At 52.2% G+C, this 11,990-nt stretch carries 14 protein-coding genes and 3 riboswitches; of the genes, 6 read left to right on the top strand and 8 right to left on the bottom strand.

The features are described 5' to 3' along the window. The first annotated feature begins 271 nt into the window (after positions 1-271). Positions 272-790: a hypothetical protein gene (locus M3223_RS19585; protein ID WP_251564736.1), complete on the top strand. Its 519-nt coding sequence runs from the start codon at positions 272-274 to the stop codon at positions 788-790. 136 nt (positions 791-926) lie between these two features. Here the strand turns inward: M3223_RS19585 and sdaAA are convergent, their stop codons facing one another. The 3 genes from sdaAA to M3223_RS19570 form a co-directional block, all read right to left on the bottom strand. Then, the gene (gene sdaAA / locus M3223_RS19580) at positions 927-1,808 is read right to left on the bottom strand and encodes an L-serine ammonia-lyase, iron-sulfur-dependent, subunit alpha (RefSeq protein ID WP_251564733.1); all 882 of its coding nucleotides are present in this window, start codon (positions 1,806-1,808) and stop codon (positions 927-929) included. Continuing rightward, entirely contained in the window at positions 1,777-2,496 is a 720-nt protein-coding gene (sdaAB, locus tag M3223_RS19575; RefSeq protein WP_251564731.1) for an L-serine ammonia-lyase, iron-sulfur-dependent subunit beta, read from the bottom strand. The genes sdaAA and sdaAB overlap by 32 nt, the downstream gene beginning before the upstream one ends. 122 nt (positions 2,497-2,618) lie before the next feature. Then, a riboswitch (glycine riboswitch) is annotated at positions 2,619-2,724 on the bottom strand. Continuing rightward, positions 2,725-2,824, bottom strand: a riboswitch (glycine riboswitch). A gap of 161 nt (positions 2,825-2,985) precedes the next feature. Further along, positions 2,986-3,768 (bottom strand): RNA polymerase sigma factor, encoded by a 783-nt coding sequence (locus tag M3223_RS19570; protein WP_251564728.1) that lies wholly within the window; start codon positions 3,766-3,768, stop codon positions 2,986-2,988. 137 nt (positions 3,769-3,905) lie between these two features. On the opposite strand from M3223_RS19570, the gene clpP reads away from it, so the two are divergent. From clpP to M3223_RS19550, 4 genes are all read left to right on the top strand, one after another. Continuing rightward, positions 3,906-4,538 carry an ATP-dependent Clp endopeptidase proteolytic subunit ClpP gene (clpP, locus tag M3223_RS19565; RefSeq protein ID WP_353057719.1) on the top strand — a complete coding sequence of 211 codons (633 nt, stop codon included), beginning with the start codon at positions 3,906-3,908 and terminating at the stop codon, positions 4,536-4,538. 134 nt (positions 4,539-4,672) lie between these two features. Beyond that, positions 4,673-4,876 carry a hypothetical protein gene (locus M3223_RS19560; protein ID WP_251564724.1) on the top strand — a complete coding sequence of 68 codons (204 nt, stop codon included), beginning with the start codon at positions 4,673-4,675 and terminating at the stop codon, positions 4,874-4,876. 348 nt (positions 4,877-5,224) lie between these two features. Further along, positions 5,225-5,334: riboswitch (guanidine-I (ykkC/yxkD leader) on the top strand. 216 nt (positions 5,335-5,550) lie between these two features. Further along, complete coding sequence (locus M3223_RS19555; protein WP_251564721.1) at positions 5,551-5,895, top strand: DMT family transporter; 345 nt, start codon at positions 5,551-5,553, stop codon at positions 5,893-5,895. Then, complete coding sequence (locus M3223_RS19550; protein WP_251564720.1) at positions 5,895-6,209, top strand: DMT family transporter; 315 nt, start codon at positions 5,895-5,897, stop codon at positions 6,207-6,209. The genes M3223_RS19555 and M3223_RS19550 overlap by 1 nt, the downstream gene beginning before the upstream one ends. A gap of 110 nt (positions 6,210-6,319) precedes the next feature. Here M3223_RS19550 and hflX read toward each other — a convergent pair whose 3' ends face one another. Both hflX and M3223_RS19540 read right to left on the bottom strand, forming a co-directional pair. After that, positions 6,320-7,597 (bottom strand): GTPase HflX, encoded by a 1,278-nt coding sequence (hflX, locus tag M3223_RS19545; protein ID WP_435368030.1) that lies wholly within the window; start codon positions 7,595-7,597, stop codon positions 6,320-6,322. A gap of 534 nt (positions 7,598-8,131) precedes the next feature. Continuing rightward, on the bottom strand, positions 8,132-8,683 hold the full coding sequence (locus M3223_RS19540; RefSeq protein ID WP_251564715.1) for a hypothetical protein: 552 nt from the start codon (positions 8,681-8,683) through the stop codon (positions 8,132-8,134). A 94-nt stretch (positions 8,684-8,777) separates the two neighbouring features. On the opposite strand from M3223_RS19540, the gene M3223_RS19535 reads away from it, so the two are divergent. Next, the gene (locus tag M3223_RS19535) at positions 8,778-9,383 is read left to right on the top strand and encodes a TetR/AcrR family transcriptional regulator (protein ID WP_251564712.1); all 606 of its coding nucleotides are present in this window, start codon (positions 8,778-8,780) and stop codon (positions 9,381-9,383) included. A gap of 109 nt (positions 9,384-9,492) precedes the next feature. On the opposite strand, the gene M3223_RS19530 is transcribed toward M3223_RS19535, so the two are convergent. The 3 genes from M3223_RS19530 to M3223_RS19520 form a co-directional block, all read right to left on the bottom strand. After that, positions 9,493-10,443 (bottom strand): DUF4871 domain-containing protein, encoded by a 951-nt coding sequence (locus tag M3223_RS19530; RefSeq protein ID WP_251564711.1) that lies wholly within the window; start codon positions 10,441-10,443, stop codon positions 9,493-9,495. Continuing rightward, positions 10,440-10,985: an RNA polymerase sigma factor gene (locus M3223_RS19525; RefSeq protein ID WP_251564709.1), complete on the bottom strand. Its 546-nt coding sequence runs from the start codon at positions 10,983-10,985 to the stop codon at positions 10,440-10,442. The genes M3223_RS19530 and M3223_RS19525 overlap by 4 nt, the downstream gene beginning before the upstream one ends. Positions 10,986-11,364: 379 nt before the next feature. Then, a partial coding sequence (locus tag M3223_RS19520) for an RNA-guided endonuclease InsQ/TnpB family protein (protein WP_251564707.1) occupies positions 11,365-11,990 on the bottom strand: 626 nt, incomplete at its 5' end.

Below are 11,990 nucleotides of genomic sequence, written 5' to 3'. Positions count from 1 at the left end.
ATCGATTTCTACTGTATCATCGGCAATATAAAAGATGGTCAAGAGATCTGTCAATGGAGTAATGCAGGAAAATGTTATCAACTCTATAATTCGGACAATAATACGCTTGAAAGGGGACCTTTGCGACATATCCGTCACCAAATTATTGATGATCCAGCAAAATTATCCTCGAAATGAAATGTGTTATGAAACTGCATGCCCGCCGTGTTCTCTTTCCTCCTTTTCTCATATTCTAGCTCTGTAGAATACGAAATTAAGGAGGGTCTCTCTCATGCCATATAACTTGGAATACAATAAAACCGATAGCTATGGCAAGCGCCCCAACGCAAGTAACGTGTTAGTCCTGTTTATCCTCCTCTTCGTCGTCCTCTGCACCTTCTCCCAACATTCCGTTGCGCCCGAAGAATATCCCATTATCGGCACTAGCTCCGAAGGGTTTGGGATTAAAAATAATACTAACTTTGAGTTTTTTTTGTATCGACTAGCGGGAAATGTTCCGGATAAGCCGCCAACAAATCTTACCCTTCCCCCCAATGGCGGCAGTACAACGGTCTACGTTCAAAGTACCGCCGGCGAGTTCCGTTACGTTGAGGCCGAGTTCTGGGTGTACGATCCAAGAGGCGGTATAGATCCCGAACAAGCCGGCCAAGTGAAGTTACGGATGATTGTAAGTCGGCGTTCGGGCAGATCCGCTTATAGAGACATCGATCAGGTGCAGATCAATCGTGCCCCGACGATTGACTATAATATCGGGTTCTGGAGAACGGACATCACCTTTGTTAATCGTTAAAATGCCGCGCGGCGATTGCGGCATGCCGTCCGTAAAGCCAAGACTGTTTGAGACAACGCAAAGAAGAGACTCCGCAGGGAAGCCTCTTCTTTGCGTTGTTATTCGGCGCTTGATTCCATAAAGCAGGAAAGTCAACCTACCGTTTCTTTTTGCGCAGGCCCTCCATCAGCTTTTTCCCTGTTGGCGTTTGCGCCAGCCCGCCTCCGGCCGTTTCGCGGTGTTTCTCCGGCATGGCCGCGCCAACCTCAAGCATGACCTGGACCACCTCGTCGGACGGAATGACGCTGCGCACGCCTGCAAGCGCCATGTCGGCTGCGGCCAGAGCAGTAACAGCGCCGAAGCCGTTTCGTACTATACAAGGAATTTCCACCAGACCGCCGACGGGATCGCAGATGAGGCCAAGCGTATTTTTCAGCGCCAGGCCTACCGCATGCACCGCCTGCTCCGGCGTGCCGCCGCGCAGCTCCGTCAGCGCTCCCGCCGCCATTCCGATTGCGGAGCCGACCTCCGCTTGGCAGCCGCCCTCGGCCCCGGACACGAAGGAATTGTTGGCGATGACATAACCGATTGCGCCGGCAGCGAACAGCCCCTCCGTCATCCGGTTGTCATCCCAGCCAAACCTCTCCTGCGAGCTGACGAATACACCCGGGATAATGCCGCAGGAACCTGCCGTCGGCGTTGCCACGATACGGCCCATGGAGGCGTTAACCTCCGATACCGCAAGCGCATAAGCCATCGCTCTCCCCGCATCGCCGCCCAGGCTGGGCTGCGAGCTTTTGTTGTAGGCGGCAACCCGCTGAGCGTCAAGGCCGGTTAAGCCGCTGCGCGAGGTTGTATCCCGGGTCAGGCCGTTGTGCACGGCTTCCTTCATGATGCCGTAGTATTCCTTCATGCTGGCGAACTCCGCCGCCTCGTCACGGCCGGATTCTTTTGCCTGCTGCTGAATCATTAAACGTCCGATTGTCAATCCGCTTTCCCTGCTGCGCTCACTTAGCTCCTTCAGCGTCCGAAAGTTCAAACGGCGACTCCTCCTCTTCTCCGTTTAAATTTACATAGTCTGTGCCAAGCACATTCGGCAATCCGCGAATTTGCCGCAGCAGCCCTTGCTGCGCCTCGCCGTCCAGCTCCACGACAGCCAGCGCCTCGCCCTGCCGCTCCATGCGGCTGAGAGAAAGCCCGGCAATGTTAAGGCCAGCCTGCTGCAGCGCTGCCGTCAAGGCTGCGATAACGCCAGGCTGGTCGCTGTGGCGGACCAATAAAGCAGGACAGGCGCAGCCAAATTTCACGGAGAAACCGTTAACCTCAACGATTTCCACGTTGCCGCCTCCTATGGAGGTGCCGAGCAGCGAAAGCCGTTGTCCACCTGCTCCTTGGAGCTCCAGCCGGACCGTATTAGGGTGAGGGAACAAGCCCTTTCCTTCACGAAAAATCAGTTCCATGCCCGCCTCTTCCGCCAGCTCGATAGCATCTGGCAGACGAGGATCGTCGGTTCTGAAGCCAAGCAGTCCGCCTGCAATCGCCGTATCTGTCCCGTGTCCCTGATAAGTCGCAGCAAAAGAGCCGTAGAAACTGACCCGGGCTGCGTCAGGCATAACGCCAAGCAGTCTGCGGGCCGCCAGGCCGATGCGTGCCGCGCCTGCGGTGTGAGAGCTTGAAGGGCCGATCATGGAAGGCCCGATAATTGAAAACACATCCTTAAAGCGCATGGCCGCCGTCCTCCTTTGCTTGTTCAGAACACCGCCCTGCCCCTATCTTACCCAACACGCCAAAAAAGGACAGGGCGGAGGCATACAACAAAACAAGAGCCTTAAGCTCCCATTCTCTTGTATCCCACCGCTCTGTCCTTTGTACCTGAGAGTTGCCTCCCGCCTTGCGGCGAAAGTTTCCCCTTGGGTGATTCCTGCGCCCGCGGCGCGGAATTCTCTCCAGAGCTGCGTCCGGCAAAGGTCCTTTTGCCTGAGAGATTCCCCCTTGCCGGGTTTGCTCCTTCGGCGCTGCCCTGAACGTCCGGGCAATCTCTCCCGCTGCCATCATCCGCTGTGCATATCCCATTATATGCAGTTGGACGGCGATCATCAACCGGGAAAAGCCTCTTCTGAGAAAATTGTGCAAACGCTGTCTTTTATAAAAGACAGAACGCAGCATCTAGGCGGTTCCCGCTGTCCGACGCCGCATTCTGTATGATATTAAGGCGACTAAGCAGCCACAGTAAAACTGCCGTTCATCCAGCAGCTAACAGCTGGATGACTGGAGCTGCCTGCCAACCGGCCTGTGCTGCTGAAGCCGATGTTCGCTTGCGGGCTGTCTGCCGCACCAGACTCCGGTTGAACGGCTCTGCTCGCCTGCACGCGGCCTGCAAGATTCGCCGCCGCTACTGCTGGCTCCAGTGCGTCCTGCTCCGCCAAAGCGGCGATCGCCGCGGCATCACCGGTGCGCAGCGCAGCGGCCAGCATGCGCACGCGGGCTAGCAGCCCCTCGTCAGCCGGTTCTCGCAAGCCGCCCGCCTGCAAATCGCGCCGCACCTCGCCCAATGCGCGCCTTGCCCGGTGCATAGCCGCTTTAACCGCGCCTTCCGTCATGCCAAGACGTTTTGCAGTTTCCGCGATGGCGCTGCCGTGCATTTCGCGCAGCAGCCATACCGCCAGCTGCAGCGGCGTTAAACGGCGGTCCAGGGAGTGAAGCATCAGCTCCAGCTCCCAGCTGTCCGCCTGCTGCTCCGTCTCCGGCTGAAGCGGCATAAGCTCGGGCAGCAGACGCTGGCTCAGCGCATTACGGCGCTGCTGATCCGTCCATAAATTCCGTGCGATGCGCAGCAGCAGAGCTTCCGGGTTAGCATGGTTCTCCCAGCCTGGATAAGCAAGCGCGCGGCACCAGACGGACTGCTCCAAATCCTCGGCTTCCCAAGGCTTCCCTGTCAGCGCCAGGCAATATCTGCGCAGCGCCGAACGCTCCGTTTCCAGCTTTGACGCCATATTCATGCAGCGGCAGCTCCTTTCCACATATACGAATTCGGTACTTAGTAAACGAATGAGCGATGGCGGAGGATACGCAATTCCTCAAAATATTTTTCTCCCTGATTGCCCGTATCCTTCCCGTACCCCGGAACGTTTTCCATGTGCAAGAAGCATTCGGTTCCGCCTCCCAAAGCGGGCCTTCCAAGGAGGAACACTCAATGAACCATGTGCCGTTTGTCGTTGAGCAAACCAATAAAGGCGAGCGCTCCTACGACATTTATTCCCGTCTGCTTAAGGAAAGAATAATTATGGTCGGCTCCGCTATCGATGACGCCGTAGCAAATACCGTTATTGCGCAGCTTTTGTTTTTGGCAGCCGATGACGCCGAGAAGGATATTTACATGTATATTAACAGTCCGGGCGGTTCAACAACAGCCGGCCTTGCGATTTACGACACGATGCAGCTCGTCAAGCCGGATATCCAAACCATCTGCACGGGAGCGGCTTTTTCGTTTGGAGCGATTTTGCTGCTTGCCGGGGCCAAAGGAAAACGCAGCTCCCTTCCCAACAGCGAGATCATGATCCATCAGCCGCATGGCGGAGCTCAAGGGCAGGCAAGCGACATCGCCATTTCCGCCAAGCGCATTCTGCACACTCGCGATACGCTGAACCGGATTACCGCCGAGCGCACCGGACAACCGCTTGAGAAAATCGAGCGGGATATGGACCGCGATTATTTTATGTCGGCGCAGGAGGCTCTGGAATATGGAATTATCGATCGCATACAAGCTTAGCGCGACCGCGATTGTTCCATTCGCGATTATCGATCGTATACAATCTTAACGCGACCGCGATTGTTCCATTCGCGATTATCAATCGCATACATTCCTTACACGCGGGAATACATTCTAATCAAGAGGTGATTTCCATGCTCGCTAAACTCAAAGGGCAAAAGGTACTCGTCCACTTTATCGACGGAACGCTTGCGGACGGCGGTATTCTAGAGGATTTTGACGATAAGTATATCAAGTACACCACTGAATATCAGGAGCTTTATATTCCAATCACGTCGGTTCGTGAAATCAAATTCAATCTGAAGGAAAGAGAACGGCCCAAGGTTGGCTTCGGCTGACAAGCTAAAAGGTGAAACGACTACAGCCCCGTATCCGGCCTCTCGGAAAACCGGGGCTTTTACTGCAGGCCAACGCCTGCTTTATTTATTCATCTCTAACGTAATGCTCAACAAACTCGATTTTGTATAAAAGAACAATCATTTCAAATAGGCCGCCTAAATTCATCAAGCCGTAGTATTCCGTAGTCCTAATTTTTAGTCCTTCAATTCGTTCCACTGTTAACGCCGCGCCCATTCGCTGTTTTTCGGTTTGAATCCCGACCTTCAAAAATATCCATCGCCGTTACCTTGCCTTTACGTTCGACTGTTGCTATAATAGCCGTTAAATTCAATGGTTAGCAGCAACACAACCAAGTTCCCTAGGGTTCCGCGGCGTACAGCATCGTGCCGGACTGGTCCGAGAGGGAACGGCCGGCCGATAGGCCGTGCTCACACGGAGGGATAAAAGCCCGGGAGATGACCGCTGTAGCGGCCTGTCTACCCGGGCATTTTTGCGGACATTTTGACTGCGAAATAAGGGCATACTGCAATCATTACACCGCTGCAAAAATAATGCCGAACTTTCAAATGGGCGAATACAGGCGGCGAATACGGAAAAGGCGCCTTGCCAAGGCAGCTCTTTGAAGTATGAGGTCAACGGTTAATCGCTGCGGCCGCGGAAGGGGATTATTTAGATGAACAAACACTGGCTGAAAATTTTTGTGGCAGGCGTATTTGAGGTAGGCTGGGTTATAGGCCTCAAACATTCCAACACTCCTTTGGAATGGGCGGCGACTGCCGTAGGCATTTTGGTCAGCTTTTACGTCATGCTGGACGCGGCGCGCCATCTGCCTGTCGGAACCGTTTACGCCGTTTTTGTCGGACTTGGCACTGCAGGAACGGTCATTATGGATATGTTACTGTTTGGCGATCCGTTTAAACCGATGAAGCTTTTTCTTATCGCCGTTCTGCTGCTTGGCGTTATCGGTCTGAAAATGATTGGCAGCGAGCCAGCTGCACAGAAGGAAGGTGCACGCTAATGGCTTGGATCTATCTCGTTGGAGCCGGATTGTTTGAGGTGTTCGGCGTCACAATGATCAACCGAATAAACCAACGGCGCAGCATGAAGAATTACTCGCTGATGTCCGCTGGATTCGTCTGCAGTTTCTTTTTGTTAAGCCTAGCCATGCGAGACCTTCCGATGGGAACCGCTTATGCCGTATGGACCGGCATCGGAGCTTCCGGCGGCGCGCTGGTCGGAATGCTTTATTATGGCGAGTCCAAAAGCACGATGCGCATTCTCTGCATTACGCTTGTGCTTGCAGCCGCAGTCGGATTAAAGGCGCTAAGTTAAAAGCTTATTCTGCCGCAATAAATTGGTGCTCCCAGGCTTAGAACCGGCAGCGCCCCAAGCTTAGCAGTATAGCAAAAGCCTTTCCCCGTTGCCCAGGGAAAGGCTTTTATTTATTCCGCCTGAACGGCTCCAACCTCTTGGTTGAACCGGTTCAGATCCGCTTCGCGCAGCTCCAGCTTAAGCCGTGTGCCCGCCTCTTCGTATTCTGTTTCCAGAACCTGAGCATGCTCGTTGAAAAATGCAACCCAGGCGCCCTTATCGTACGGCACAACCACTTCCGCCATGACATAATCCCGGAACACCTGCTTGCGGATCGCTCCGACCAGCTCTGCTACGCCTTCGCGGCGGGCTGCTGCCAGGTAGATCCGGTCGTTTTCGATACGAGGATAACTAGTTCCGGCCAGATCGGACTTGTTGAACGCATAGATCATCGGAATCCCCTCTGCGCCAAGCTCCTTCAGCGTCTCTTCCGTCACTTCAATCTGCTGTTTAAATTCCGGGTTGGAGGAATCAACGACATGCACGAGCAGATCGGCCTCCGACACTTCCTCCAGCGTCGAACGGAATGCTTTGATGAGATGATGCGGCAGGCCGCTGACAAAACCGACCGTATCGGTCAGCAAGAACGATTTGCGGTCCGGCAGCTCGATGCTGCGCACGGATGTTTCCAATGTGGCGAACAGCATATCTTTAGCCAAAACAGTTTTTCCGGATTCCGGGTGGAACGTGTCGACCAGAGCGTTCATCAGCGTCGACTTGCCCGCATTGGTGTAGCCAACGAGACAGATTACGGGAATTTCGTTCTTTTTGCGGCGCTTGCGCTGTATCTGCCGCTGGGCGACTAACTTCTCTAGCTCAGTTTCCATCGCATGGATGCGATCCTCGATCCGTCTGCGGTCGAGCTCCAGCTTCGTCTCGCCGGCGCCGCGGTTTTTCAGGCCGGAGCCGCCGCCCTGACGGCCAAGCGACTCACGCAGGCCGACCAGGCGGGGCAGCATATAATTGAGCCGCGCTACCTCAACCTGCAGCTGCGCCTCTTTCGTCTGCGCGCGCTCCGCAAAAATATCCAGAATGACAATCGTGCGGTCAATTACTTTCGTTTTTACCGCTGCTTCCAGGTTGCGGATTTGTGACGGCGACAGCTCGTCGTTGCAGATGACGGTAGGCGTGTCGTAAGCCTCCATCAGATGAGCCAGCTCTTCCAGCTTGCCGGAGCCAAGATAATGGGTGCTGTGAATGCGCTCCGCTTTCTGGGTTAACTCCGCTACAACTTCAATGTTGCAGGCTTCAGCCAGATTGCGCAGCTCCTCCATGGAGTAAGCGAATTGGTGGTTGTTTTGCTCGTGCACACCAACGAGTATGGCTTTTTCGCGTAGTTGTTGCGTCATATCAATCATCCTCTCGGGGGTCATAGGTAAAGTCGTTCTCGCTCATGGAAAATGCGCACAAAAAAACACGGGCGGTTCGCGCCCGTGTTCGTGCCGTTCAGCAAAGAAACCTCCGAGAGGGCAGCCGTCGAGAACAGAGGCGGCACAACCGCGTATTCTCAACCGCATACCCCTCCATAGCGTGAAGAAGCATTCCTCATGCCCGCAGAACAGTATAACAACCGTCAGCATATAGCAAAAAAGGACGCAAATGGGCTATGAACATGGATTCATCCACATCTCGAAATCCCTGCACTAAGGCAGAACATGGGCGCTATTCAATTAGCCACGCACCGTGCGGATCCGGATGTAATGAATCACACGTAACCCTCCGTTCAAGCGTGAACAGCCATTTTCGAAAAGAGCCGTTCCGCAGTAAGTGGTTCGAGTGTATCACAGTTCCTTCCAGCCGTGCAACCGGGCACAACGCCTATAGTTGTTCTATACCCTATAATGGTCCGGTTGCCTTCAAGCTATGCCGAGAAGTGCCGCCCTTTAGACTTCTTTCACGCTCCCCTTCTCCTGACGCGGCCAAAACGTGTAACTGAAACTGATGACAAAGTCGATGGCCAGTACAAGGCTCCAAATGCGAATCGTTCCCATAAACGCCTCCGTCCGCTTCACATCTCCTATATAAAGAATCATGCCGTACAGAATTCCAGCTCCAATTGCAAAGGCTAACAAATGGCTTAGCCAGCCACGGCGTTCACGAGCGGCATGCTTTCGGCCATATTTAGCAGGTTTCACCGGAGCGGGTCCGGCCGCAAAACGATGACGAAACCTAACATCCGCCCAAGCGATGAAGGAATGGCCCCACGCAATCGAAACGCCTATATATATCGCTCCTAAACTGTGCGTCAGTCCGGCAGTTCCGCCCTGCTGCAAGTCAACAAGGACGGCGGCAAGCAAAATGAGATCGACGATAGGGGTCGCAATGAGCAAAGCAGCTCCTGTGCGCGGCATTCGGAGAATATAACGAAAAGAAAGTCCAGCCACAACGAGCGCCCAAAACGCAATCTCACAGCCGATAATCAAAGCGGTAATCATAGAACCGACTCCTTTTTACAACACAGTTGTATTAAATTACCTTTCGCATATTAGCACAGTTGTATTATAAAAAACAAGATGTTACACTGGACCTATGCCTAAAATTGTCGATCACAACCAACGCCGGGAGGAACTTGCCCAAGCGGCCTGGCGCGTTATAAAACAAGGCGGCATCGAAGCCGCCACTGTACGCAAAGTTGCTGAGGAAGCCGGCATGTCTCTGGGCTCTCTGCGCCATTATTTCGAGACCCAGTCCGAGCTAATTGCCTTTTCCATGGATCTGGTGTCCAATCGGGTCACAAAAAGAATCCGGCAGACTCCGCTTACCGGCAATATTAGAACAGACTGTATCATGCTTGCCGCTCAGGTGCTGCCTTTAGACGAGGAACGCCGGATTGAGGGAGAGGTGTGGCTTGCAATGACCGCCAAATCTCTAGCCGATCCATCTCTGCGCATCCTGTTTCTGGAAGTGCACGACAGCCTGCTTCGCCTGTTTGAGCAAATCGTTTGCAGGTGCTGGGGCCAGCCCTATAACCGCCCTCTGTCGCCGGTGGCGGCTGCAGAAGCCCGCGCTCTCCATGCTCTTATTGATGGTCTTGCCGTGCATCTCCTTTTCGAACTGGAGGGACTAAGCCCGGAGACGGCGATGGCCCTCGTGGAGCGCCAATTGGACCGGATTATCGGCATGGGCGATCAATAATTCTGATAAAAAAGAACTTGCTTCCATGTCCATGGAACAGCTTCAAATCGCATTCCAACAAAATTAAGAAACAGTCGCCGATTAATGATCGGCGACTTGAAGTTTACCATTATTCAGATTTCTGTACTTTTATAACTATTGTGTCGAGCAGTTTACCGTTTACGTAAGGAAGGATTCGCCACAGGCCAGGTTCCGGAAAATTTAAGGAATTTACTGACTGCCTTACTCCTCCCCCAATTGCCGCAAATGGCTGCTTAATTCCATAAGCTTTGGATGAAAATAGCGTCCGTTTTTCAACGCTTCCTTTGCGTAGCGCCTGAATTTCCAGACTGCTTTCCTTGAGCTCGAACGGAAACCGCCAAATACACCACATCGCTTTTTGCGCCTGCCCAGCGTAAAATGGAACGTCAACAAGCCCGATTCGCTCTTCCGTTCCAATCATTTTAACGGTCCCGGCATTAAAGCGTTCGCTTTCCTCCCAACTCGGCTCTGCATAATGAATGACTGCATCGGCGTAAAACTTGCCATCTACTTTAACCTCTAGACGCCAAGCGCCGCCGAAAGGCACCACGAGATTTGTTGTATACCTTTGAAGCCCTTCGTACCCCGAGCTGGAGGTTGTGATTGTTTCGCTTGACACGAGCTCACTGGCACCAGTTTTCAGATGAATTGCTTGAATAGTCAACTGCTTTCCTTTGAATACCGATAACGGCTCTGTGAAGCTAAAAATAAAACCACTGTACTGTCCCGCCATTCTCTCCGGATCAGGGTATATAGCTAAAATTTTCTTACCGCTTTGCTCATAGATTAACCGCTCCTCAACGAACGAGTCACTGCCAGCCCCGCGCTCTCCCCATCCCGGCAAGAGGTTGTATAATACAATGATGCACACAGCCGCAGCGACAGACATATAAATTACCGAATTAAGCATTCTAATTAACGGCCTTTTCTTTTCAGCCTGCCGCGCCTTGTTCCTAATCTGCATGCTGAGCTCCGTGCGAAAACCATCATCTTGGATGGGCGGATCCCTCAGCAGCGTTTTTAACCGCTCCTCAATCAATGGTTCTCCCCCAAACTAGCCGCCAGCTTCTTTTTTGCCCGGTGGCTTCTCGATTTGACCGTCCCTTCCGAAATTCCCGTTAATTGTGTGATTTCCTTCAATTTTAAATCGTAATGATATTCCAAAATGATTATTTCTCTATATTTCACAGGAAGTTCCAGCACCGCCTGCCATAACATTTCGCGTTCCAGAGTTTCGAAATGCCTGTCCTCAGCCGCAAGCGCCTTTTCAGATGGCAGCCGATCTCCAAGTAACAGTACCTTGCGCACAAATGCGCTTTGCAAATAGTTCAGCGATTTATTCCGCGTTATTTTAAGCAGCCAGCTTTTCAGTGAATTCTCGCCGCCGCGAAACGAATACAGGTTCCGGTAAGCTGCAAGAAAAACCTCTTGGGCCACATCGTCCGCAGCCTCACTTCTCCGGGTCAGGAAGTAGGCAAAATTCCATACGTCGGTACCAAACCGACTCATCATATCTTCCAGCACAGGCCCCCGTTCATAGCCTTCTGCCAAATTCCGCAAATAGTCGAAACGATCAAGCAAGCGCCTCCCCCCTTACTTATAAAACCAGGCAACTCAAAAAAAGTTCCCATGTGATTGCTCTCTCTTTAAAGATAGGAGCCCTTAAAACGCCAAGAAACTTCTAAACATCCTTACGGTGTCTGTCTAGAAGCTTGTACGGATAGTTTGGTTCTATTCTTTAATGACTTGTTTCAATTTGTCTAAATCAAACTCTTTCTCAATTCGATATACTTTGAAAAATTATCCCTACCGGCTCTCTTGTAAAAAACAATTGATCTTCCACACGGTTAAAACCGTGGGATTCCTAGCTCGTTAGCGAACGCAGACCATTTCTGTTTTGTTCAACGGCCAAGTTTAGGGCTAGATCAATAGCCCGTCCTAGTTCAGAGCGTTTAGCTAACTAGGCTGATCGACTGTTACCATCGATCACAGGTTGGCGCATGATATTAATTGCTCCAACTCTGTCTCGGTGTGCAGAATAACCACATGAACACTGGTAGGTTCTATCTTTTGCCTTATTCTTCACTCCGCAAGCAGGACAGAGTTGCGAGGTATAGGCAGGATTGACTTCAATGACTTGAATGCCTGCCATTGCAGCTTTATAGCCAATGAAGGTTTGCAATTGATAGAAGGTCCAGTTATGTAGGTTCTTTGCGTTTTTACGACTTGTTCTTGTCGTTTTTCGAATATGGGTCAGACTTTCTAGCTTAATGATCGATACCCCTTCATGTTGAGCTAGATTCACAATGTGACGGCTGATTTTATGGTTCTGATCTTTCATGTACCTGCTTTCTTTATTCCGCTGCTTTCGAATGGCAGAAAGCTTTTTCAGCTTCCCAAGCTTGCGGCGGTTCGAATTGTACTTGCGCCGAATATACTTGTTCTTTCTGCCGTTGCCGAGGAACTTGGTTTTGCCTGTTGATGTGACAAGAACAGCAGGCACTTTCAAGCCCAGATCAATACCCATCACTTCATGTCCTGTTTGTACTGTTGTTGGACAGGTGAGTGAAATTTGGGCAAACCATT

It is taken from the genome of Paenibacillus pasadenensis, assembly GCF_023715725.1.
Taxonomy (GTDB): Bacteria; Bacillota; Bacilli; order Paenibacillales; family Paenibacillaceae; genus Paenibacillus_O; species Paenibacillus_O pasadenensis_A.
Note: the sequence above shows the minus strand (reverse complement) of the source record. Positions and strands in the feature narration are given on the sequence as shown.

What these genes read in the sequence shown, in the direction of transcription:
- M3223_RS19555 (WP_251564721.1), top strand. Translation starts at nt 5,551, where the DNA reads ATGAACAAACACTGGCTGAAAATTTTTGTGGCAGGCGTATTTGAGGTA.
- sdaAB (WP_251564731.1), bottom strand. Translation starts at nt 2,496, where the DNA reads ATGCGCTTTAAGGATGTGTTTTCAATTATCGGGCCTTCCATGATCGGC.
- M3223_RS19570 (WP_251564728.1), bottom strand. Translation starts at nt 3,768, where the DNA reads ATGAATATGGCGTCAAAGCTGGAAACGGAGCGTTCGGCGCTGCGCAGA.
- M3223_RS19550 (WP_251564720.1), top strand. Translation starts at nt 5,895, where the DNA reads ATGGCTTGGATCTATCTCGTTGGAGCCGGATTGTTTGAGGTGTTCGGC.
- M3223_RS19540 (WP_251564715.1), bottom strand. Translation starts at nt 8,683, where the DNA reads ATGATTACCGCTTTGATTATCGGCTGTGAGATTGCGTTTTGGGCGCTC.
- M3223_RS19560 (WP_251564724.1), top strand. Translation starts at nt 4,673, where the DNA reads ATGCTCGCTAAACTCAAAGGGCAAAAGGTACTCGTCCACTTTATCGAC.
- M3223_RS19535 (WP_251564712.1), top strand. Translation starts at nt 8,778, where the DNA reads ATGCCTAAAATTGTCGATCACAACCAACGCCGGGAGGAACTTGCCCAA.
- M3223_RS19585 (WP_251564736.1), top strand. Translation starts at nt 272, where the DNA reads ATGCCATATAACTTGGAATACAATAAAACCGATAGCTATGGCAAGCGC.
- hflX (WP_435368030.1), bottom strand. Translation starts at nt 7,597, where the DNA reads ATGACGCAACAACTACGCGAAAAAGCCATACTCGTTGGTGTGCACGAG.